Annotated in this window: 17 protein-coding genes and 2 pseudogenes; 10 read left to right on the top strand and 9 right to left on the bottom strand. The window is 40.0% G+C overall.

What is annotated here, in order from left to right:
* Positions 1-9: 9 nt before the first annotated feature.
* The 4 genes from yhbY to rsfS are packed head-to-tail and all read left to right on the top strand — an operon-like array spanning position 10 to position 1,911.
* Entirely contained in the window at positions 10-306 is a 297-nt protein-coding gene (gene yhbY, locus K401_RS0124710; RefSeq protein ID WP_024295464.1) for a ribosome assembly RNA-binding protein YhbY, read from the top strand.
* 35 nt (positions 307-341) lie between these two features.
* A complete protein-coding gene (gene nadD / locus K401_RS0124705) occupies positions 342-959 on the top strand; it encodes a nicotinate-nucleotide adenylyltransferase (protein ID WP_024295463.1) in 618 nt (205 codons plus the stop codon).
* Positions 956-1,552 carry a bis(5'-nucleosyl)-tetraphosphatase (symmetrical) YqeK gene (gene yqeK, locus K401_RS0124700; RefSeq protein WP_024295462.1) on the top strand — a complete coding sequence of 199 codons (597 nt, stop codon included), beginning with the start codon at positions 956-958 and terminating at the stop codon, positions 1,550-1,552. Before nadD ends, yqeK begins: the two co-directional genes overlap by 4 nt.
* Complete coding sequence (gene rsfS, locus K401_RS0124695) at positions 1,549-1,911, top strand: ribosome silencing factor (RefSeq protein WP_024295461.1); 363 nt, start codon at positions 1,549-1,551, stop codon at positions 1,909-1,911. The genes yqeK and rsfS overlap by 4 nt, the downstream gene beginning before the upstream one ends.
* 311 nt (positions 1,912-2,222) lie before the next feature.
* Here rsfS and lexA read toward each other — a convergent pair whose 3' ends face one another.
* Positions 2,223-2,843 (bottom strand): transcriptional repressor LexA, encoded by a 621-nt coding sequence (lexA, locus tag K401_RS0124690; protein ID WP_024295460.1) that lies wholly within the window; start codon positions 2,841-2,843, stop codon positions 2,223-2,225.
* Between the two features lie 177 nt (positions 2,844-3,020).
* On the opposite strand from lexA, the gene yneA reads away from it, so the two are divergent.
* The 5 genes from yneA to K401_RS0124665 all read left to right on the top strand — a co-directional run bounded on the left by yneA (position 3,021) and on the right by K401_RS0124665 (position 8,477).
* Complete coding sequence (gene yneA, locus K401_RS0124685; protein WP_024295459.1) at positions 3,021-3,335, top strand: cell division suppressor protein YneA; 315 nt, start codon at positions 3,021-3,023, stop codon at positions 3,333-3,335.
* Positions 3,336-3,459: 124 nt separating this feature from the next.
* Positions 3,460-5,409, top strand: a complete 1,950-nt coding sequence (locus K401_RS0124680) for a GTP-binding protein (protein ID WP_024295458.1) — start codon at positions 3,460-3,462, stop codon at positions 5,407-5,409.
* A 316-nt stretch (positions 5,410-5,725) separates the two neighbouring features.
* A complete protein-coding gene (locus tag K401_RS0124675) occupies positions 5,726-6,361 on the top strand; it encodes a TetR/AcrR family transcriptional regulator (protein WP_024295457.1) in 636 nt (211 codons plus the stop codon).
* 163 nt (positions 6,362-6,524) lie between these two features.
* Positions 6,525-7,217: a M23 family metallopeptidase gene (locus K401_RS0124670; protein WP_024295456.1), complete on the top strand. Its 693-nt coding sequence runs from the start codon at positions 6,525-6,527 to the stop codon at positions 7,215-7,217.
* A gap of 663 nt (positions 7,218-7,880) precedes the next feature.
* A complete protein-coding gene (locus K401_RS0124665; RefSeq protein ID WP_024295455.1) occupies positions 7,881-8,477 on the top strand; it encodes a 50S ribosomal protein L25 in 597 nt (198 codons plus the stop codon).
* Positions 8,478-8,743: 266 nt separating this feature from the next.
* Here the strand turns inward: K401_RS0124665 and K401_RS0124660 are convergent, their stop codons facing one another.
* The 5 genes and pseudogenes from K401_RS0124660 to K401_RS0124640 form a co-directional block, all read right to left on the bottom strand.
* Complete coding sequence (locus K401_RS0124660; protein WP_024295454.1) at positions 8,744-9,799, bottom strand: tyrosine-type recombinase/integrase; 1,056 nt, start codon at positions 9,797-9,799, stop codon at positions 8,744-8,746.
* A gap of 695 nt (positions 9,800-10,494) precedes the next feature.
* Positions 10,495-10,695, bottom strand: a pseudogene (locus K401_RS34100) (transposase); the annotation flags it as partial.
* A 129-nt stretch (positions 10,696-10,824) separates the two neighbouring features.
* Positions 10,825-11,649: a C45 family peptidase gene (locus tag K401_RS0124650; protein ID WP_024295452.1), complete on the bottom strand. Its 825-nt coding sequence runs from the start codon at positions 11,647-11,649 to the stop codon at positions 10,825-10,827.
* Positions 11,650-12,316: 667 nt separating this feature from the next.
* A complete protein-coding gene (locus K401_RS0124645; protein ID WP_024295451.1) occupies positions 12,317-12,676 on the bottom strand; it encodes a hypothetical protein in 360 nt (119 codons plus the stop codon).
* A 299-nt stretch (positions 12,677-12,975) separates the two neighbouring features.
* The gene (locus tag K401_RS0124640) at positions 12,976-14,202 is read right to left on the bottom strand and encodes a Zn-dependent hydrolase (RefSeq protein WP_024295450.1); all 1,227 of its coding nucleotides are present in this window, start codon (positions 14,200-14,202) and stop codon (positions 12,976-12,978) included.
* 411 nt (positions 14,203-14,613) lie between these two features.
* On the opposite strand from K401_RS0124640, the pseudogene K401_RS0124635 reads away from it, so the two are divergent.
* Positions 14,614-14,763 (top strand): annotated as a pseudogene (locus tag K401_RS0124635) (sugar O-acetyltransferase); the annotation flags it as partial.
* A 93-nt stretch (positions 14,764-14,856) separates the two neighbouring features.
* On the opposite strand, the gene K401_RS0124630 reads toward K401_RS0124635, so the two are convergent.
* The 3 genes from K401_RS0124630 to K401_RS0124620 form a co-directional block, all read right to left on the bottom strand.
* On the bottom strand, positions 14,857-20,592 hold the full coding sequence (locus K401_RS0124630) for a polysaccharide lyase family 8 super-sandwich domain-containing protein (protein ID WP_051464090.1): 5,736 nt from the start codon (positions 20,590-20,592) through the stop codon (positions 14,857-14,859).
* Between the two features lie 465 nt (positions 20,593-21,057).
* Positions 21,058-21,942: a sugar phosphate isomerase/epimerase family protein gene (locus K401_RS0124625; protein WP_024295447.1), complete on the bottom strand. Its 885-nt coding sequence runs from the start codon at positions 21,940-21,942 to the stop codon at positions 21,058-21,060.
* A gap of 42 nt (positions 21,943-21,984) precedes the next feature.
* On the bottom strand, positions 21,985-23,046 hold the full coding sequence (locus K401_RS0124620) for an ABC transporter ATP-binding protein (RefSeq protein ID WP_024295446.1): 1,062 nt from the start codon (positions 23,044-23,046) through the stop codon (positions 21,985-21,987).
* Positions 23,047-23,052 lie beyond the last annotated feature (6 nt).

The raw sequence follows: 23,052 nt of genomic DNA, 5'->3' as shown, positions 1-23,052 counted from the left end.
GAGAATAATATGACAAGTAAGCAGAGATCCTATTTAAAGGGATTGGCGATGAATATAGATCCTATCTTCCAGATTGGAAAATCCAGCCTGACACCGGAGATTACCAATGCGGTTGCAGAAGCGCTGGAGGCCAGAGAATTGATAAAGATTACTGTGCTGAAGAATTGCCTGGATGATGGAAGCAGCATTGCCGGTGTATTGGCAGAGAGGACTCATTCCGAGGTCGTTCAGGTGATCGGAAGGAAGATTGTCCTTTATAAGCAGGCGAAAGAGGAAAATAAGAGGAAGATCGTTCTTCCGAAATAATCCTGTTTCGTTTATGAGTCAGGGAGTCGAATATTATGGGTAAAATCGGCATTATGGGTGGTACGTTTGATCCAATCCACAATGGACATTTGATGCTTGGTGAACAGGCATATAAGGAATATGGCTTAAAGGAAGTCTGGTATATGCCTTCCGGGCATCCTCCTCATAAAAAAAGCCGCAATGTAACAGAACCGGCCATTCGTCTTGCTATGACGGAACTTGCTGTGAAAGCTTATAAAGGCTTTGTTTGTTCGGATTTTGAGATAAAACGGACCGGGTATACGTATACGGCACAGACATTAAGATTATTGCATGAAGCATATCCGGAGCATTCCTTTTATTTCATCATTGGAGCGGATTCTTTATATGAGATTGAGAACTGGTATGAGCCGGACCTGGTGCTGGCTCAGGCGGTCATACTGACTGCCTGGCGGGAATATGAGGAGGCGGACCGTTCCATGGAACGGCAGATCGCTTATCTGGCTTCCAAGTATAACGCGGACATCCGCACGCTTCACTGCGGGGAAATGGACATCTCTTCCGCGGAGCTGCGGCGCATGATAGCCAGGGACCAGTCAATATCAGACTATGTTCCGGGTGAGGTTGTGGCTTATATCAAAGCCCACGGTTTATATCAGGAGTTGGAACAATGAAAGATCTAATCTTAGAGTTAAGAAATGATTTAAAGGGAAGATTAACATCTTCCAGGTTTGAGCATACAATCAGTGTATCATTTATCTGCACTGCATTAGCAATGCGTTATGGCTGCGACTTAAATAAAGCGGAGCTTGCCGGTTTGCTCCATGACTGTGCCAAGCCTTATGGAGATGATGAGATTATCAGAAAATGCAGGAAACAGGGTCTTCCATTAACTGACGATGAACTCAAAGCCCCAGTGGTGCTTCATGCGAAATATGGAGCATGGCTGGCAGAGCATAAATATCGTATAAATGACGAAGAAATCATAAACGCCATCCGTTGGCATACCACCGGCAGGCCGGAGATGTCAACACTGGAAAAAATCGTTTTTACGGCCGATTATATTGAACCAAGGCGTGACAGGGCGGCCAATCTGACGCTTGTACGGTCGATGGCATTTGCAGACTTAGACGAGTGTGTTTATCTGATCCTTAAGGATACATTAGATTATCTGGCAGGAAAGGGCAGTTTTGTGGACTCCATGTCAAAACAGGCATATGCTTATTATAAGCAGGTTCATGAAGAAAAGAAGGGAGAGCAAGGATGAATCAGTCAATTGAGATGGTAAAAACCGCTTATGCGGCTTTATCTGATAAGAAAGGTGAAGATATCAGAATCATTGATATACACAAAGTATCAGTAATGGCAGATTATTTTATTATTGCCAGCGGTACTAATACAAATCAGGTTCAGGCAATGGTTGATAATGTAGAGGAAGAACTTGGAAAGAAGGGATTCGTCTGCAGACAGGTAGAAGGCTATCAGTCTGCCAACTGGATACTCATGGATTACGGCGACATCATTGTCCATGTATTTGACCGTGATAATCGTTTGTTCTATGATTTGGAAAGAATCTGGAGAGATGGAAAGATGATTGAAGCTGAGGATTTGGAAGCTTTATCATAGTTTATCACAAAAACTGAATGAATTAGGTAAAACGGCTTAACAGAACCTGTGAGCCGTTTTTTTTGATCCATTGGAAATTCATTCAGGTTCTATGGATCCGGCATAAATGGATGTTCCGATATGAATGTGCATTCGGCTGCCCAATCCGTTCAAATGCAGTATGGGCAGCTGAAGCAATTGTGTTCGGCGCAAAAAAATGCCTTGCAAACTCTTTATTCCTAATTTTTGTTATTCTGGATATTTATATCCCTGGAGTTTGCATAATTTTATTATGTAAACTCCAGGGGAGGTAATCAAGTCTCTCTGAAATTTCAATGAATCCCTAAACGGAATAAACCGATTACCTTACCCAGGATTTCTACATTATCGACAATGATCGGCTCCATGGAATCGTTCTCCGGCTGCAGGCGGTAATGGCCCTTTTCTTTAAAAAAACGCTTCACAGTCGCAGAATCTTCAACCAATGCCACGACAATTTCTCCGTTATGGGCGGTTGGACAATGTTCAACGATAATCTGATCGCCCTCCAGAATACCTGCATTGATCATGCTGTTTCCCTTAACCTTTAACATAAAGGTCTCTGCGTTTGGAAGAAGGTCAGACGGTATGGGATAATAATTTTCAATGTTTTCTTCTGCATATAGAGGCTGTCCGGCTGCTACAGTTCCCAGAAGCGGTACATTTACAACCTCCCGGCGTGTCAGCTGAAAGCAGTCATCAATGATCTCAATGGTCCTGGGTTTGGTGGGATCTCTTCTTATGTATCCCTTTTCCTCAAGAGTCTCCAGGTGGGAGTGGACGGATGAAGTTGATTTCAAACAGACAGCTTCGCAGATCTCCCTGACTGCCGGCGGATAGCCCTTCTTTAAAATCGTCTCTTTTATATATTCTAAAATTTCCTGCTGCTTTGGGGTAATTCTCTCTTGCGCCATGACACGGCCTCCTCAATCCTTATTAATTAAGACTATAGTAACATATGTTCGATGAAAATGCAAACCTTTGTTCGAAAAAGTGCAAAACCAATTGACAAACATATGTTCGCAATGGTATGATAAGAACATAAAAAGAACAGATGTTCTGCCGTGAATTGTTTTAAAGGAGGTATGCATATGATAAAGCAATTGATTGCATTGTCACTGATTGTTTTTCTGGGTTCCCATTTTTTTGGTCATTCCATAATGAATGCCCTCGCCGGAGAGACGGAAGCGCCGGCGATGGAGAAATATTACACCAGCATAGAGATTCAAAAGGGGGACAGCTTATGGACCATTGCCGGATCTTATTTAGAGAACAGCGGGATGACTACTGCCCAATATGTGAAGGAATTAAAGAACATGAACGGATTAAAGGAAGATACCATTCATAGCGGACAGTATCTGACCGTTATGTATTTTGCTCCTGATTCTGATTCAGGAGAGAGATGAACAGGATTTTATAGATTTTGTTGATTTTATTGAGGATATATCTTAGAATAATAGAAGCGCCGTCTGTTTAAGAGACGTTTTTAATCTCAGAATGATTCTTATAATCAAAGGACTCAATATAATTATGAAGATAACTTTCGGAATTCTGGCCCATGTGGATGCCGGAAAAACCACCTTTTCAGAACAGGTTTTATATCGAGAACGGGTAATCAGGACCTTGGGCCGCGTAGATGCAAAAAATGCATATATGGATCATAATGATATTGAACGGGCAAGAGGGATAACCATATTTTCAGATATGGCCTGCTTTGTTCATGACGATGATACATATTATCTGATCGATACACCCGGTCACACGGATTTTTCAGCTGAAATGGAACGTGCCCTGGAGGTAATGGACTATGCAGTTCTGGTCATTAACGGGACGGATGGCATTCAAGGCCATACGGAGTCTATCTGGAGCCTTCTGGAGCGTTATAATATCCCCGTATTTTTATTTATTAATAAGCTTGACGTGGTTTCAGCATCTTATGAACGGGTTTTATGGGAAGTTCGGGAACGATTTTCCGATAACATCCTGGATTTTCAAAACATGCACCTTGAGAAGGGGATAGAAGGCACTTTAACAGATGATCTGATTGAGAATGTATCTGAATGGGAGGAGGAATTCCTTGAGAAATGGCTGGATGGAACCATTACCCTTGAGGAGCTAAGGCCTGCTATAATTTCTCAGATTAAGAATCGGAGATTATTCCCCTGCTTTGGCGGCTGTGCTTTAAACGGAGAGGGAATAGAACAGTTTCTCAATGCTTTTTATTATTTAACAGAGGCTTCCTATCCAACATCAGCACCTTTTAGCGGGAGGGTATTTAAGATTCGTTATGATGGACATGGGGAGCGAATGACATATTTGAAGATATTAAGAGGCTTTCTACGGGTTCGGGATTCTCTGTCTGAGGAAGAGAAGGTCCATCAGATACGGATTTTTCAAGGAGAACGCTTTTCTTCCATTCAGGAAGCTTCTGCAGGAGATGTGGTGGCCATCACCGGACCGCGGGCAACAAGGGCGGGCCAGGGGCTTGGAGAATGCCATGAAATGATCTTCCCGGTGCTTCAACCCACCCTTCAGGCAAAGGTCTTATATCCGCCTGAGGTTCCTGACAGGACAATCCTGCAGATTTTTCACGTTTTGGAAGAGGAAGAACCCGCGTTAAGTGTAGTATGGGAAGAATCTTTGAAGCAGTTAAAAGTAAATATCATGGGGAAAATTCAACTTGAGGTTCTGGAGCAGGTTGTTTTAGAAAGGTTTCAAATATCAATATCCTTTGGACAGCCTGAAATCATATATATGGAAACCGTAGCAGAGCCGGTTACAGGATATGGGCATTTTGAACCTCTCCGCCATTATGCGGAAGTTGCATTGAGGATAGAACCAGGTGAGAGAGGGAAGGGAGTTTCATTTGAGAGTCAATGTCATGTAGACAGACTTGGGATTAATTATCAAAATCTGATACGTACTCATGTTTTTGAGACTATTCATAAAGGAGTTTTAACCGGGTCTGAACTGACGGACGTTAAAATCATCCTGGTTGATGGACTTTCTCATATCAAGCACACGGAAGGCGGTGATTTCCGGGAGGCGGTATACCGGGCAATACGTCAGGGTCTGATGAAGGGCAAAAACCTTCTTTTGGAACCTTATTACAGCTTTACTATATCGGTTTCTGATTCCTTAACGGGAAGGGTTTTAAATGACATCACAAAATATTCCGGCCGGTTTGAAGCGCCGGTTCCGGATGGAAGAGGAAGAACGGTGATTAAGGGCCTGGCTCCTGTTGCTTCTTTTATGAATTATGGAGAAGAGCTGATGATCATGACAGGAGGGAAAGGAAGTATTTCTATGGTATTTTCTCATTACGATAGATGTCACAATGAAGATGAGGTTCTTAACCACTTTCAATATAATCCTAATGAGGATACTGATAATCCTTCATGTTCCGTATTCTGCAAAAAGGGAACTTCGTTTGTGGTTAATTGGGATCATGCGGAAGAGTATATGCATACCCTTTCATGATTGTTATCATCTGTCAGATTGAATCTTAGGTTATAATAGAGTGCTGATAAGACTTCTGAAGCCAAAAGAATCTTTGCATGGGTTTTAAGAAGATTTTATCGTCAAACAAGCGTATTGTTCCAAGTGATTGATACGCTTGTTTTTTTGTTTATCCTGTTCTCATAGCAGTTAACCATTATACAACCAAGAACACAAGAGAGGGAATTTATTGATGGGAGAATAAGGCAGATACGCTGAAAATCTCGTTGACCTTTTAGGTAAACAAGAGTATAATGGAATTAACCTAACAGGTAAACGAGGGGAAGGATAATTATTTATGATTATAAAATTATTAGAGTTAGAACCTCTAAGGCTTAATGCCATCTTAAATGCCGCACTAAAAGAATTTACACTTAAAGGATATAATGACGCATCTACAAATGTAATTGCAAAAGAAGCAGGGATGTCTAAAGCTTTGATGTTTCATTATGTGAAGAATAAACAGGAACTTTTTCTGTGCGTATACGACTATTTTGCTGATCTTCTTGATAAAGAATATTATATGAAAATAGATTTCACTGAAAAGGATATTTTTAACAGGCTACGTCAATCATATATTCTTCAAATTGAATTACTGAAACAATATCCGTGGGTTCTTGAGTTTAACAAACTTTCTGCTGCAGTTAACTCTGATGAAGTAAACAAAGAACTTGAAAAAAGAGCCCTTAAAAAGCAACCTTCATGTTGTACTCACATATTTGAAATGATTGATGAGTCCAGATTTAGAGTAGGGTTGGATGTTGAAAAGTGCAAACAGTTTATTCTTTGGGCCAATGTCGGATTTACTAATGAGATATTAGATGATATTAGAAATACAGAATCTTCGGCATTAAATAATGAACTCATTATTGGAAAACTTGATGGATATTTTGAGGAACTTAGAAAAATATTCTATAAGCCAAGCAAGAAATAGGTAGGATTGACAGGGGCAAGAAGGATTTAAAACTACATCTAATTGTATAGGTCGTAGTTTGTGTGCCAAGGTATGCTCTGAACAAAATATAAGAATTGGTGTACACGATATCAAAATCCTAATGTTAAAGCAGAAAATAGTATCAACAGCTAGGAGGTGTGGAATGATGGAAGCAGGTAAACCTATAATCGTAGAATTTCCTTTGAGGGGAGAGTGGCTTTCTCCTAATACTCCTGGAAGAAGAATTCCCAGCCATGGGACAGACCGATTAGGAACAAGGTATGCTTATGATTTTTTGCAAGTAGACTGGAAAAGAAAAGGTTGGCCAAGCTATCGTATTCACTGGTTCCAGTATCTTATTTTTGGAGTTTCTTTAAACAAATGTTATTGTTGGGGACAAGAAGTATATGCGCCCTGTGATGGGATAATTGTTCACGCCAAAGATGGTTATAAGGAAAGAGCCAAAGCACATTTATTTGCAGATATGGTTGTTGCAATAAAGAGTGCGCATACCTTTAACCCCCAAAAAGACAATATTCAGTCCCTTGCCGGCAATTATATCATTATGAAATGTGAAGAGAATATATATGCTGGATTTGTCCATCTTCAAAAAGGATCTCTAATGGTTATGGATGGGCAAAGAGTGAAAAAAGGCGATGTTATTGGTAGAGTAGGTCATTCAGGCAACTCTTTTTCACCTCATTTACATTTTCAGCTTATGGATAGCAGCGACATACGTTCGGCAAATGGACTGCCCTGTGCTTTTGAGCAATATGAATTATTTCTTGATGGAGAATGGCATAAAGTGTTTAACGGCATTCCTACAGATAAAGATAGAATAAGGTTCAAAAATTGATCCTAAAGAAGGAGGAGTGAGGGTCGATAAAGTCCATTTTAATCAAATGGTCAACCTGCCACGGCAAATATCATGCCCGTATCCGTGACCGGAATTATATGGTAGACCATAAGTACTATCATAAAAAACTCCGCCATTTTCAAATACTGGTTCACGCATTCTACCATATGTTCTGTAATTACGGAAAGAGGTTGAATCAAATATGTATCAGAAGGTATTCTTTTTACCGCAAGAGCAATTGGAGTTAATGGTAAAAAATAATCTACACCTGTAATTTCCTTTACGATTACTGGATTATCAGTAAGATAATATTTTTTTGTTCCGGAACCTTATAAGTTTCTATAGGAGAAATTTCTGTCATACAAATCAAAAACTTGACAATTGTCAGATTTATACTATAATATTAATTATATGCTATTTTAAACTCTATGTGATTTATTAAATAATAAATAAAATAAGTTTGTATTAAAGAAATAAATTCAAAATTAATTCTAGTATAACTTATTTAAAATACTTTTGCTTTGATACGTATATTTTCTTTTGACAATTTGTGTTTTGTTATGTTAAATCACATTGAAATTTAGGTAACAGGTTTTCATCATTGAATCATAAGATTTTAGATGATTGCCATAATATAATTATAAATCAAGGAGGCTTATAACTATGGAAAATACTGGAGTTATGAACGTTGAGTTAAGAAAAAGTACCAGAAAGGGTGACAATAATCAGTTAAAAAGAGAAGGATATTTACTGGGAAACATAGCTGGTAAAGGTGTTGATTCAATCTCAATAGCTGTTAAGAAAGATGTATTTAGAAGATCAATGAAAGAGTTTGGCCGGAATGGCATTTTTAAACTGGTTGTTCCTGATGGCCAGAGTTATACCGTAATGGCAAAAGAAATACACATTGAACCTGTTAAAAACGAAATCTCTCATTTGGATTTTCAAATGGTATCTTTTTCGGAAAAAATCAAACAAGAAGTGGCTATAAAAATTACCGGAGCAGAACTTCTTGAGTCAAAACGATTGTTGATTAACAGTACCATAGATTCAATTTTACTGGAGGGCTTACCTCAGGATATTCCCGATGAAATAGTAATTGATGTTTCTAATATGGAGGCTGGTGAAAGTATTCAATTTAGTGATATTAAACTTCCGGAAGGACTTACCTCAACTATTGATCCGGCACAAAAAATGATAACAGTTGTTGGCTCTAAGATACGTGAAGCAGTTGAAGGTGAAGAAGAGGCCGAAAGCTAAGAGGAATAACGGCATTTACTTTTCGTATGAAAATATTATAAGAGCCTGATGATAAAGGTGAAAAAAGAAAGCTCTAATTTAGATATTAGATGCTTTCTTTTTTTATAACAAAAAAATCAAAAAGATAGATAGCAACTTCCCATTATATTTATATCAGGTCCTTACGTACATGTGTCATGTCCTCTTACATAAGACACATGCTCGCAGACCATTCGCCAAAGCCTTCAAAGTTCCCCAAAAGACAAAAAGGAATCCGCCAGGGATACTTAAATTTCCCGTAATTTCACCTTGTTTCGGGCGCTGCGGCGACGTTCATCCTCCAAAGCAGCATAGTGTTTCTTTGTGGTGTTGACGTCAGAGTGTCCTAAAACATCTGCAACCAGATAGATGTCACCTGTTTCTTTGTACAGGCTTGTTCCATAGGTGCTGCGCAGTTTATGGGGGGTAATCTTTTTTAACGGAGTTACGAGTCTGGAGTATTTCTTTACCAGATTTTCAACGCTGCGGACTGCAATACGTTTTTTTTGAAGAGATAGAAAGAGGGCCTTTTCATGGCCGTCTTCAGGAATTACCAGACTTCGTTCTTCCAAGTAATCCAAAAGGGCATCTTCCACTTCAGAGCCAAAATATACCGTGACTTCCTTTCCTCCCTTTCTGTGGATTCGGATCCCACCATTTTTTAAGTCAATGTCATCAATATCCACTCCAACACATTCCGATACACGGATTCCAGTTCCCAACATAAGAGTTAAAAGTGCCAAATCACGGATCTTGGTTTTTGCGTGATAAGCCTTTTGTTTCTCAGTTAAAGCTTCTCCACTTTCCACTTCATCAAGCAAAAGAGCAACCTCGTCAATATCCAGCCGGATAATATCCTTTTCATGAAGCTTTGGAAGCTGCACCAGAGCAGCGGGATTTGTTTGAAGTCGTTCATTCCGGAAATAATAATTATAGAAGCTTTTCAAGGAAGAGATTTTCCGCATAATTCCCCGCTCTTTGTTGGTTACTTCCTGATTCTTATCATTAAAACGATATTTTAAATACTCCATATATTCTTCTATATCCACGACCCGAAGGGAATCCAGGTGTTCTAACGTGATATCCTGAACATGGAGCTTGCTGATAACGGGGTTCTCCTTAACCAGAAAGTCAAAAAATACCCTTAGATCATAAGCATAAGCGATCCTGGTGCGGGAGGAGGTGCGAGGTTCAATCCCTCGGAAGAAGTCTCCGCAAAAGCGAGGAAGTTCTTTTACCAGCTGGCGCAGGTGCTTAACATTTTCAATATCTTTTTGCTGATGATAGGAGAGAGGAGCACTCATAATTCGACCTCATTTCTTTTTATATTTGATTAATGACCTTACTAAAAGTCCGGTCATTTGAGATCACTTTTCCGGACTTAGTATGGCACATGTTTGTGTCAGAGTCTGGTACAGAGAAAGTAAGATCCCAGGTGCAGATCACAATATGAAACATGCATAGCATAACGTAAGATAAGAAAAACACAAATTGAGTATAAGTGATAAATTTCCTTATGTGATAATATTAAAAATCAAATAACAGTATTCATGTTTTCTTTGCCAACTATTCGTTAAACTAGACTTTCGCGAATAGTTTAAACTGTCTGTATTAATCTTACCATTTCTGCGTTTCTGTGTCAAATCCAATTTCCCCTGTAGTTTTGGGGTCCTCATGAAATTTAAACGTTGTTGTTTGTCGCTGCTACTTTCTTTTTGATTGATATTGTCTGTGCTGGTTTCTTCTTTAGCTGACCTGGGCACTGACATCAGGCTGTATATGATTCTTACAATGAAGCCATTCAACCAAGGGCTTTTTAGTATCTCGCCTTTTAGTTCTATTCCATCTGTAACTAATACGATTAATCGTGGTCTGGAATCATGATGATTTGTTCTCCTGGTTCTCGGATCGGCTTGGTTTCCTCTCCTTTCCCATTGATTTGTTGGCTCAGCTTGCGGAAATGTTTCTCGGCTCCTCTTCCACTGATTTTGTTGTCACACTCTTCAAGAGTCTCTGTTATCTGTCTGGTGGTCATTCCTTCTGCATACATAGAAATAATTTTCTGGTCAATATCAGATATATCTTTCTGACGTTTTTTTACTACTTGTGGTTCAAACGTAGACTTACGATCCTGAGGGACGTCAATCGTCATACTTCCGTAACGACTGTTTACCTATTTGCCTTTATAACCATTTCGATAAAATAGAGGATTACTCATTAAACCATGCCCTGTTATTCAGAAATTGCCATGGACGGCTATTTCCTACGCTTTCTTGAATACCCTAAAAAAGTCTGTCTTACCAATTGATCTTCTCTATTTAAATGGTTTTCACTTATATAAGCTAATAAGATCCTTCACAAATATTTCTTCATTTGTAATTTGAATTTTATTATTGCTTAAAAATCCATCCAATGATTGGATTGTTTTCTCGATAATAGAAATTTTCCATTTTTTGCTTAAATCTTTTTTAAAACTAATATAAATTTCATTTTTTAATGGTTCATATACTATTGAACACAGAGTATCCTCCTGACTAGTTTTACTTAAAACTTCAAAGGCTTCATTTATTCCAAAGCTATGAATATTATTATGAATATATTCATGAGCACAAATATATCTATCAGCACCTCTACCATATACTTTATGATAATTTGATTCCTTAAAATCCCCATTTGGAAAATTAGTCATAATAATAAAATTATTGTGACTAGGACTTATTATATTTGTATCATTTCCTTCTTCCAGAATAAATGCATCACCAGTTTTATCAGCGATAATAGTATGTAGCCCTAAATCTGGGAATAATGGATTTCTAGGATACGAGATTACTCTTTTATTAAGAATTTCAAAAAATTCAGATGTTTTTTTTGTTTTCTTTAGCGCCTCATCAAAAATATCAAAAGCAAACCAATCATTTTCGTTACAACTAGATTTAAAACCTGGACTATATTCTACTGCTTGAGTACAGATAAAAAGACCCTTACTATTAAAACCAGCGATATCCCTGTATTTGTTATCTAATAAGCCTGAGAAGTAAAATAAGTTTATATCATTATAACTAGTGACTTTAAGTTTTAAATCAATATCATCAGCATCGAAATTCATACCATAAATAGCTTTTTCTTGACTGTATACTGCAAAACTTGTACACATTTTGGAACCCCCTTTTAATATATAATTTTGTCATATAATATGCTTAGAGTATTTAGAGAATCATTTAGCTATTTTACCATTAGCTTCACCACTTTCTTAAACTTCCATCCATATGATATTACTAGACATCTCGATGGTTCAACCTACAACATTTTCAGAATCAAAAATGCGCCACTTAAGCTTATGCTTTATGACGCATTTTGTTATTCGTTGCCTTTTTTCATTTCAAAAGTAATTTTCTGTATACTTTTGAGAGATAAATAATATATTTCAGAAAGAACTTTTGTAGATATACCCTCTTTATATTTCATATAAATGTCTGCGTTTCTAATTGAAGTTCCCCTTTTACTTCTGGTTGTTTCGCAAAATGGATATAGAATTTTCAATTAGATATCCATTTTATACCTTTTAATATGTGTTTATTATATCAAATTTATATTCAAAAATATAGCACCATAATTCCATATATTAGTATTTAGTGATAAATAATAAGTCAAAAACTATAATTATGTTTTCAGAGCCAATTAAGACTCAGACATAATTGAATTTACATGGCATCTTTTAAAACCACCCTTATAGATAACATCGGGTTCAATAAAGAAAAGGCACCAATCATTTCTGACTGATGCCCTGTAATGCGCTCTGGTTGTTAATCTTCTTTTCTTATTTATTTAAGAAGCATATCTTTCTTATCAATAATAGCTTCTACAGCTGCGCAAGCCGGACAATCACAATATTTTGCTCCGGCAGACTTTATTTCCTTTGCATGTGCTGTGATATGCTTAGCAGTGTCTGCTCCAAAAACATGAATTCCAGCATCAGATTCTGCAAAACCGATTAAACCGTCAATCGGCATAATATCTGCCTCCAGCTCATCAATATATTTTTGGGTTTCTTCGGTTTCCTTTTCAGTTCCAATTGCATCTAACCAAGTCTGAGCTGCTGATTTTGCTTCGCTGCTGCATGACGGAGCATTTATTAATTCGTGTGTTTTTTCAACAGCATAATTTAATACTTCTTTATCCATAATTGATATTCCTTCTTTCTTCTGGATTTTTTCTATATTCTACCATAATAATTGAGCGTTTGCAATTCTAAGATGTATATGAACAGTTGCTTCTGCCGTCTGTATTTGTATTTTAAAATTAGTCTCTCAACACCGCTCCTCTTGCTATTCTTCCAGTGTCTTATCTTTAATTGTACCCCCTATTCACTTCAGATTAAGCCCTGACCATCAAATAAAGATGAATTTCACTCCCCCACTCTCCTGCTCATTTACGGCTATTTTATAATCATTATTCTGATTTTTTTGAGCCATATTATTGTTTAATTCTTATCAATATGCAAAATTGTATTTAAAAGTACATTAGCTCCTTTTAAACAGTTTTCCACCGGAGTATATTCAATCTCACAATGGCTATGCCCTCCTACACTCGGTACAAAAATCATGGTAGTTGGGACCAGATCTATAGTAAACTGGGCATCATGACCAGGACCGCTGTATATTCTCCGATTGGAGCAGCCGAGTTCCTGTGCACTGATTTCCACATAATCAACCAGTTCGGTAGTAAAGCTTACGGTATTACGTGACCATGCTTCTTCATAGTTCACTTTGCATTGTTCTACAACGCCTGGAATATTTTTAATAACTGCAACTACCTGCTTGATCACATCAGGATCCTGGTGCCTCGCATCCAGGGTAAATTTTACTTCATCAGGTATTATGGTGTGAATATTCGGATGGGCAGATATTTTTCCTGTGGTATAAACCAATTTGCCATCTAACTGGTCCAGCTCATCATGGAGATATTGAATGGTTTTTACTGCAGCATATAGAGCATCCTTACGGTATTTCATAGGTGTTGTTCCTGCGTGGCCGGCCTGCCCGGTAAAAGTAAATTCATAATTGATCATGCCGCAGACACCTTCTACTACTCCAATATCAACACCTTCTGCTTCCAGTACCGGGCCCTGTTCAATATGAAGTTCCACTAAAGCTTTTGTTTTAGACGGATCCAGCCGGTTTTCTTCCTTTCCTTTAAAGCCGCTTTTTTCCAAAGCCTCTCCAAAAGTATACCCTGGAATATCTTTTGCCTGTGAAGTCAGCATGGTATCCTTATTGAATTTTCCACAAATGACACCGGAAGACATCATTGCCGGTTCAAATCTGGCACCTTCTTCGTTGGTCCATACAATAACCGTAATCGGATGCCTGTGAGGTACTTTTTCTTTTACTATGGTTTCTGCCACTTCCATTGCTGTTAAGACTCCCAGAATCCCGTCATAATTTCCGCCTTGCCGTACGGAATCCATATGAGAGCCTGAGACAATGGCAGGCAAATCTTCTGTTCCGGCAAAGGTTGCATATATATTTGCCATATCGTCTGTTGCGATGGAGGCACCGATAGCCTCCATGCGCTTTACGAATTCTTTTCTTGCGGCTAAGGCTTCATCTGATAAAGAAAATCTGGTAATTCCGCCTTTTCCTGTATCACCAAACCGGCTGAAAGTTTTAATCTTTTCTTCCATTCTTTCATAATTGCACTGAATCATGTTATTTGCCTCCTATTATGTACAACTTATTTAAAATTACTTTTTAAGGATTTGCTGATTGTCAAATGAAATATTGCTGCTTATATGATGCAAATCAATATAAAAATTTATTATTTTATCTATGGATTGTGGAGCATAAGCTGTTCAAAATTATACTTCACATATTTTATGTAGCAATATGAAATGCAATCTCTTGCCTTTTTTTATTCATTTGACCGTGTAATCTATGATCGCTTTATGCTGCTCAAACACCTGGGACCTGATGCTATAGCAAAGTACCTGATAAGTGCCTAATACTTCAAAACAGTAAAATATAATGCTTTATACTTCCCCGCTTCTATTATTTACAAATACCATCATAACATAAGGTGGAATATATTACAAATTTGGGATCGTGAACGTTATGTGAAGAATTCGGTAATAGGAGCAGGAAGCGTTGTAACGGATGATATTCCTTCCAATGTAGTTGCTTTAGGTGTGCCATGCCGGGTTGTCAGAGAAATTGTGGAGAAAGACAAAAAGTACTTTTTTAAGAATAGAGAGTTAGATGTATGGGAGTAATATGAGAAAGAAATAATGGCCGCTTCAGCCAACACCTGTTGGCGAAGCAGCCATTATTTACATTGACCTGATAAAAGATTAAGATCCTAATGCTTATTGAATCCATACCCCATTGCTGTCAACTTGCCTGCCATCTGGAGTCATGGCGTTCATGTATAATGATCCACGGGAACGGGAGTGACCTTCTGGTTTTTTATATTCCCATTTTCCCTCATTCAGCGTCCAACCGGATGAACCTTCGGCCTGCGGGGTGAAATAATACCATTTTTCATCAATACAGATCCAGCCTTCGGCCATCTTCCCGGAAGAATCCAGATAATACCAGCATCCATCCATTTGATCATAGATCCAGCCAGTCTCCATGGCACCATCTGACCCCAACCGGAACCATTTCCCATTGTCGAAAAGCCAGCCGGTCATCTTAACGCCTTTATCATTGAAATAGTACCACTTTCCGTTTGCTTTTTTCCAGCCGGAGACTTCTGCGGCCGAATCAGAGCTTCCCTCTTCATTCAGGCTTATTTTCCGGAATTCACCGGTAATATATGTATCTTGCTGAAGCAGGAACTCATATTTGCCGGTTTTATCCGGAGACACATTCTTTCCATTAACAGATAGATGTCTCAATCGGTATCCAATATCAGGAACTGCTCTTACCATCACTTTTGTTCCCTTTTTTCCTTCTGAGATATTTGCAGTGATTCTGCCGCCCTCAAGGCTTTCATCTGTTGACACCTGGAAGCGCTCTTCTTCCCCTCCATTGCTTCCTGTTATGATTAATGTCACCGTTCCGTTATCCGTCATCACAAAGGAAATTTTATTCCTTCCATGATCCTGATATATTGGTAATTGCCTCTGTTTTCCATCCGACCCATTAAAAATTGCAATTATTGAATTCCAGTTATTTCCCTGCTCAGGAATGTCCATCCACACTTTCACCGGAGCGGTTAAGGAAAGTGGCCTTCTGGTTCCATGCTTATCCTCCAGCTGCAGCTGAAGCTCGAAAGATTTACGATATTCTTCTTCTGTTTCCGATACACTGCTGTCTATGACTGACATAACTGCCAAACGGACTTCCTGATCATCATCCTCATCTGCAAAGATCCTGAAAGCGGATGAGGGAGAGGCTTTGGCTGCATCAGAGGCAGTCGCTCTGATTGCATTGGAAGGACTTGCACTGCTTTCCGTGATTTTAATGGGTATGCTTAACGCCGCTCCTGCAATTTCAATGCCAGTCATTCCAGTCTCAGTGGTATCCACCATGCTGTCTATCATACAGTCATTTGCGGCCATGGCGGCCTTATACAGCTCTTCCAATGTGATTAGCTGATTCATCATATACTTTGCCAATTCCTCATTGGAAACGGCGGTCAATGCATTAACTGCCGACCTGATGGCCTTTTGTACCTTGTAATTGCTGTAATCATCGTTGCTTAATGCTTCTGATACCGCATTTTCAATAAGGGACTGGACTTTTTGAATGTTCTTCGGCAATTCTGTCTCCGATTTTCCGCCTAAAGAGACAAAGGCCTGAAAAGCTGTCCCATTTTCCAGTTCAGCAGTTACCTTTAACCGGGTGTTTTCTTCGTAATCGTCAATCTCAAGGCAGCCTTCCCCATCAATGCCGGTACCTGATTCCAGTGGTTTGTCTCCTTCGACTTTCCAGGAAATATTCCCTACGTCATTGGAATAATCATTGACTGCAAAGGACATGCTTTGCCCGGGAGCAAGGGTAACTGCCTGAGGATACAGGGAAGCAGCCAGCTGCATTGTTGCATAAGAGCTGGAACCGTTCGTCCCTTTTGCCTGAATAGTAAGTTTTGCTCCATATTCTGTCAGTTCTGCTGTTACGTTTTCATCTGATGAAAGGATTTCCGTTACTGGTTTTTTGATTTCCACCACAATAGTCCCTATATTTTTCATCGTTGGGTCAGAGACAGAAACAGTCAGAATTCCATTCTCATCTTCTTTTGCCATCAAAGAGGCAGCGCCCTTGATGGATAAGTCTCCAATTTTCGCAGCAGAATCTGTCCAGATATTAGCTCCAAGTATATTTTCGGCTCTGCTGTAAACAGCCTGCATTTGAGGAGTGTTGGTCAGTACCGTGATTTGTGGTTCTCTGGAGTACTCCTGGGTTTCTTCTGAGGTCATACCTGGGAGAAGAACATACTCATAGGCAGCATTTTCAGGATTTTTTCCGTGGTCAAACCACATTTCCAGATAGTTCTCTTCCGCTTTTCCATTTGATGTTCCCACCAGCGACCAGTCTCCGGCATTCCTTGCCTTTCTTACCGATATGGTTTGAGAACCGGAGGGGAAATAATAACCGATATCACTTCCAGCCGTATTTCCCTCCAAATGAGCCCATGAAACATCAGAAAGCGTTGTTCCTGACACATCTACTTTTCCTTCTACAATATCTTCTAAAGATGCGGACTCTGTCATAAGATCTTTTTTCTCTCCGTTGATGATCAGAGCATTATCACCCTCCTGCCTCAGACGCCTGTTTTCAATAATGCTTTCCACCGGATATTCTTCACCGGAATTTGTAATACCGGCGCCAAGGCATACGATCTGTTCTCCAAGCATAAACCAGGATTTTTTACCTGACAGATGAGGAGAATAAGTCACAGCAGGAGAACCCTCTCCCTCCTTGACCCGTACCTCGCCGGTTAAGGACATTCCGTTAATTCCGTCATTTTCTATGGTGGTGCCTCCGACCCAGGATTCTCTTGAACGGAAATCGCCGCCCTGGGCAAAGCTTGAACTGTCCGGCTGACCATTGCCGATATTCTTAGAAACAAGGGTCGTTCCCGCCAGACGTAGGGGATTCACAGTATTCCAGAAATTTTCAGTATACTGCATGGTGTCCTGATTGTATAAGTAGGTCATACCGCTTCCCTGATGCCAGCCATAGCGGTTTTCATGGTTCATGATTTCAGTATTCTGAATACGTTCTGAATACATGGACAGTGCCATGAGAAACTTATCGGTACGGTGAATCGCCCGGTCCATGAGAGGCAGGTTTTTATGTATCGAAGCAATGGAGGTCGTGATGGAATCATCCTCCAGAATGTCCAGGGCCTTTGCCTTTATCATTATATACTCTGCTCCGCTTAAGGTTTCTATAAATCCGGGATCAATTTCCATCCAGGCTTTTAATGAACTTTTTAATTCATCCTGTACCTCAATGGAAACGGAATCCATAAGCTGGATCATGAGAATCATTGCTTCTCTTCCTGAATCCCGGTTACTGCCGGCTGGTCTGGATACAGAACGTCCTTTCAGGGAATCCAGCATCAGACCGTCATACATTCCATTCAAAAATCCTTCTTTTAAATAGAATTCCAGATTTTCCTGCACTTCTCTTGGATATTCCCATGGTGTTCCGGCAAATAGCGGCGGCATACCTGCTCCGCCTTTAAGAAACTCAATACCGTAGGATCCTAAATATGGCACATGAGAATGGTCCAGATAAGAACCGTCTGCATAAAAACCGCTGATATAGCCCTGATCTGCTATCTTGGTACTGTCTTTCAGGCTCTGAATGATAAAGGTCTCTGAAGAAGCTTTTTGAGCCAGGTAAACAAGCTCATTATCTTCTCTGAGAATTCCCAGCCCTAAGGCGATCCTTGAACAGTCAATAATATTAGCTCCCTGGGCCGTCCGGTATCCCTGGGCATGGGTGCTTCCGGTTCCAATGATGCCTTCATGATAAGGATCCGGCTGAAAGAAATATAGTCCCTCGGTATAAAGGCTGATTTCTTCCTCTGTCAGCTGGTCATATAAAAGGACTAATATGGGAATTAAGTCTTTGGGAACGCCGATTTCCCATGTCCACCAGTTATCTGTTTGGGTTTTTGATGAGTAACAGCGGGAACACAGGTAATTCAGGATCTGCTTCATATCCTTTAACAGCTCATCATTTTGATAGTAAAGGTTACCCTTGGCTGCATATGCCTTTGCCATTGCCAGCACCTTTTTAAAGGCCGGACGAAACTCTACCGCATCATCCTCAAAAGGAATGTCCGGGTTGCCGGCAGCTCCTTCATCCTGCGGCCAGGGGATTTTGTCACAGGAGTTCTGTCCTTTATAATCGTATGCTTCCCAGGCAGATTTTGCCTGAGCTTGAATGTCGTCAAGGATCTCACTGCCCCCATCAAGTTCAGTTAAGTCATTTCCAATGAGGGAATCCTTCCAGCGTTTGCGGATAATCTCGTAATCTTCCGGTTCTGCCTGAGGCAGATTTGCCGGATCTTCATAAAGGACTGTGACGTTCCACTTTTTTTGTTTTCCGCCTTCATCAGTGGCCAATACTGTGACGACTCCTTTTTCATTTGCCGTCAGCAGTGCACCTTCATCGGAAAGCTTTCTGACAGAAGCAATGTGGCTTCCATCAGTATCTCCGGCTTTTCTGGTTCCATCCGTTTCGCCTTCCAGCAGTTCTCTCTTAATTTTACTGCTTCCTGCATTGCGTACATAGTTCCCGTCACCTTTGGGAATTTTAACTTCCCACTGTATGCTGCCGGACAATTCATCCGGTTTCTCGATCCTGCCTTCTTCTCCTCTTACCAAAACAATCGCATCTCCAGTTACTGTTTCCGCAGCCTTTCCTTCAATCGTCAGGACCACAGGTTCTGTTCCCATTTTGGAAGCATCAAATTTAAGGGAAATCTGGGAGTTAAAAGCAGATTCTGCTAATGCCGTTGGGTTTGAGTTTGTTAATATTCTTGTTCCACGGGTTTCCAATGTTACCTCCGGATAACCATCGTTCTGGCTGTCGGGTTTTGCTATATTTAAGGTTATGTTGCCGGTAGAAGGATCCTTTTTTACAGTAAGTGCCATACATTCATTCATTGTCAATGGCACTACCTGATTATCCAGCCTGATGCTGCCGGAGGACCACTTGTTTACAGATACAATCCCCTCTCCGGTGCTGGAGGCGGCCTGTATCTGCGGTGTATTCATGAGCAGCCTTGCATCTGTTCTGTACAGACTTGAATTGGAATAATCGGAGGTGGTCTTACCCGCGACCATGGTATACTGGTAGGTCTCCCCTGGCGCAATAAAAAATTCGGCTAACCGGGCCTTATCAGACTCTTTTGTGTTCAACCGATAATATACGTTAGAGGCAGAAAGATGGGATCCAGTCTCTCCATCTCCAAATACATAGGACCATTCCAGCTTATTATCAGATAAAGCAGATGCGCTGAGCCAGTTTCTCTGGGTATGGACTCCTTTGGTCGGAGTATTGATGAGGGAGCTCCACACTCCCTGGTTTGCACTTGCTGTCAGTACATTCCGGTATCCGTTGCTGGGATTTGTCAATGCCAGCTTTGTATCCTTTGTAACCGGAATGTTATCTACAATGGTTATGATCTGCCCGCTATTTTCTGTTTGTGCCTGGAGGCCTGCTCCTGCACAAAGGATTTCGCTGCCAAATAAAAACCATGACTTTACTCCATGAACCTCATTCCCCAGCTTCACTCCTTGCACACCGTAGGTTTCTGAAAGCGACTTCATTGACATTTCTGTTGCGATTTCGGCCCCTCGAAAATGGTTTTCCCCCTCCCAGAACATGGTTGTTCCAGGTATCAGTGCTTCATCCATGGTGTTCCATGCCGAAGCCGTATCGCTGTTTTTTGATAGTGACAGACTCCCCCCTCCCACTGTAGGATTAATGGCCGCAGCGTAATGCCCTGTGTTTAATATTTCTGATCCGGATATTTTGGGTAACGTCTGTCCGGCAGCTGGAACTGTAATGATCATCTGCATTGCAAGACACATGCTTGTCACTCGCTTCCATTTGTTCCTAATCTTTTGCTTCACACAAAATTCCTCCTTTTTATTAAAGTAATTATATGAATGATTTTCCTGATTTTCTTCCTCTTAAAAGGAATGTACATGTTCCATAAAAACAGTCAAAGTCATAATATAAAAATTTATTTAAGTATATGGAATTTTTTGACAATAATAAATGAAATATCTTAAAGATAATTGTAATATTTTAATGTTTTTAATAATAATAAATTTAATTTTATATTATTTTTGTAAAAGATGTATTATTTGTGGAAAAGACTTTTTACTTCAAAACAATAAAATTGAACACGTCATACTTCCTAAACATTAGAAGTATAACGTGTTCAAATTCTGTTTTTAATATTTTAGATGAATTTTCGGCATGTTAATATCATCATTAAATCTTTTCGATTTAAACTTTCTCTGATTTTTCTATAAGAAAGCATGTGGGCGATTTTCATCTTCAGCTATTTGTAAATAACCATTTCTCAAAAGCTATAGACAGTTAACTTCCTGGGTTTTTGCAGCATCATTTAAAAATTTAACGCCAGCATGAAAATATTGATAAAACCGGAATTCCATCTCCAAAATATGAATTCCACTAAACCCTTCCAATAAAGGCAGCACCGATCCCCAGGGTATCTCACCCCAGGCAGGAGGCAGATGCAAATCCCCGATTCCTTTTGAAAAATTATCCATATAATTTTTCATTTCACCGTGTTTTCCGAAATTATCATGGACATGAAGGTGCACTGCCAAAGAAGCCATCTTACGGATATCCGACACATAATCCCGGTCATAGTTTATGGCCGACAGATAAGCATGGCCGAAATCTAATGTAATCCCACAATTGTCACAGCCTATCCTCTTAATATGTGCTGCTAAATTTTCTGGATTTACTCCCAGCATTGTCCGGAATTTTTCAATATCTCCGGAGTAATACGGATTTTCTATGCCAATCCGGATACCTCCGGCATACTGGGCTATTTCTTTATAATAATCAATGTCCTTTAAAAGACTGTCTTCATCTTCCACTCCTATGGGACTGGCATGGACAGTTATATTCTGAGCCCTGATTTCTTTTGCAAAGTCAATACATGACCTAAAAAATGCTATACTTTCCACCTCTCCCATGGAAAGAGAATGAAAGCTATAGGGCATATGAATGGAGTAGGTAAAATCATAATCCATCAAAATATGCTTTACAGCCGAAACCCTCGGCTCCAACAGTCTGCCGTTTAGGAGTACATCCATGGAATGCATAATCAGTTCACAGCAATTTCCTCCCGATTTCCGGGCCAGTTCCAGGCAATACCGCAGTTTCCTGTCATCGCCGTCTATCCAGTCGGCATTCAGGCCAATCCCAATCAGCTTATTCACGTCCTCATCTCCTATATAAAATATATAAACCTCAAGCAAGTTTTAAGGCTTCAAGGGAACTTTAAAAAACGAGTACTTTTGAATGCGAAGCCACAGCCTTTCACCGGCTTCAAATTCCTCATCCGCAATAACGGTCAATTCCAAACCCGGTTCCGCCTCGACCACACAGTTTACACAGTTGCCCCGGTATGCCGCACTTTTCATAGTAACCGGAAAAGTCCCTTCTTTTTGTTTGCGGTCAAGAAGTGCATGCTCCGGACGAAAACATAGCTTCACATTTCCCGATTCCTGATTACCGGTGCTAAGGGGTAAGGTTTTTCCTGAATGAGTGATGAAAACGTCATTTGATATAGTTCCTTCTATAAAATTACTGGTGCCCACAAACTGTGCTACAAACGGATTCGCCGGGTTTTTATAAATCTCCTGTGGCCTTCCGATTTGCTGTACAACTCCTTTTTCAAATACCGCAATCCGATCCGAAATTTCCAGTGCTTCTTCCTGGTCATGAGTCACATATACAACCGTGATGCCTACCTGGCGCTGTAAATCCTTTATATCCTTACGCATTTTAATGCGCAGCTTTACATCCAGGTTGGAAAGCGGCTCATCCAGCAAAAGGGCCTGGGGCTGAATCACCAATGCCCGGACAATTGCCACCCGCTGCTGCTGCCCGCCTGAAAGCTGGCCGGGATGCCGTTTTTCCATTCCCTCCAGGCCGCCAACCGACAATGCCCATCTCACACGTTCATCAATGGCATTTTGCGGAAGCTTTCTCATCCGCAGTCCGTAAGCAATATTTTCATAAATAGACATATGAGGCCAAAGAGCATAGTTCTGAAATACAAAGCCAACGTTTCGTTCCCACGGATTCAAAGAAGAAATATCCTTTCCATCAAAAGAAATATGTCCGCCGGTCAACTCCTCAAAGCCGGCAATCAAACGCAGCAGAGTTGTTTTTCCACAGCCTGAGGACCCTAATAATGTAAAAAATTCTCCCGGTTGAATATTAATATCAATTCCTTTTAATACTTCTACTTTACCAAATTTTTTTACCACATGATCAATTTTTATTGATGCCGGTTTCAGCGATATATTTTCATTCATAATTCC

The sequence above is a fragment of the Lacrimispora indolis DSM 755 genome, assembly GCF_000526995.1.
GTDB classification, from domain to species: Bacteria; Bacillota; Clostridia; order Lachnospirales; family Lachnospiraceae; genus Lacrimispora; species Lacrimispora indolis.
This window is presented reverse-complemented; position numbering and strand designations above follow the sequence as displayed.

Excerpts from the sequence above, each read along its gene's own strand:
- K401_RS0124670 (WP_024295456.1), top strand. The coding sequence starts at position 6,525 with ATGATGGAAGCAGGTAAACCTATAATCGTAGAATTTCCTTTGAGGGGA.
- K401_RS0124650 (WP_024295452.1), bottom strand. The coding sequence starts at position 11,649 with ATGTGTACAAGTTTTGCAGTATACAGTCAAGAAAAAGCTATTTATGGT.
- K401_RS0124665 (WP_024295455.1), top strand. The coding sequence starts at position 7,881 with ATGGAAAATACTGGAGTTATGAACGTTGAGTTAAGAAAAAGTACCAGA.
- K401_RS0124645 (WP_024295451.1), bottom strand. The coding sequence starts at position 12,676 with ATGGATAAAGAAGTATTAAATTATGCTGTTGAAAAAACACACGAATTA.
- K401_RS0124660 (WP_024295454.1), bottom strand. The coding sequence starts at position 9,799 with ATGAGTGCTCCTCTCTCCTATCATCAGCAAAAAGATATTGAAAATGTT.
- nadD (WP_024295463.1), top strand. The coding sequence starts at position 342 with ATGGGTAAAATCGGCATTATGGGTGGTACGTTTGATCCAATCCACAAT.
- lexA (WP_024295460.1), bottom strand. The coding sequence starts at position 2,843 with ATGGCGCAAGAGAGAATTACCCCAAAGCAGCAGGAAATTTTAGAATAT.
- K401_RS0124675 (WP_024295457.1), top strand. The coding sequence starts at position 5,726 with ATGATTATAAAATTATTAGAGTTAGAACCTCTAAGGCTTAATGCCATC.
- K401_RS0124680 (WP_024295458.1), top strand. The coding sequence starts at position 3,460 with ATGAAGATAACTTTCGGAATTCTGGCCCATGTGGATGCCGGAAAAACC.
- yqeK (WP_024295462.1), top strand. The coding sequence starts at position 956 with ATGAAAGATCTAATCTTAGAGTTAAGAAATGATTTAAAGGGAAGATTA.
- yneA (WP_024295459.1), top strand. The coding sequence starts at position 3,021 with ATGATAAAGCAATTGATTGCATTGTCACTGATTGTTTTTCTGGGTTCC.
- K401_RS0124620 (WP_024295446.1), bottom strand. The coding sequence starts at position 23,046 with ATGAATGAAAATATATCGCTGAAACCGGCATCAATAAAAATTGATCAT.
- yhbY (WP_024295464.1), top strand. The coding sequence starts at position 10 with ATGACAAGTAAGCAGAGATCCTATTTAAAGGGATTGGCGATGAATATA.
- K401_RS0124640 (WP_024295450.1), bottom strand. The coding sequence starts at position 14,202 with ATGATTCAGTGCAATTATGAAAGAATGGAAGAAAAGATTAAAACTTTC.
- rsfS (WP_024295461.1), top strand. The coding sequence starts at position 1,549 with ATGAATCAGTCAATTGAGATGGTAAAAACCGCTTATGCGGCTTTATCT.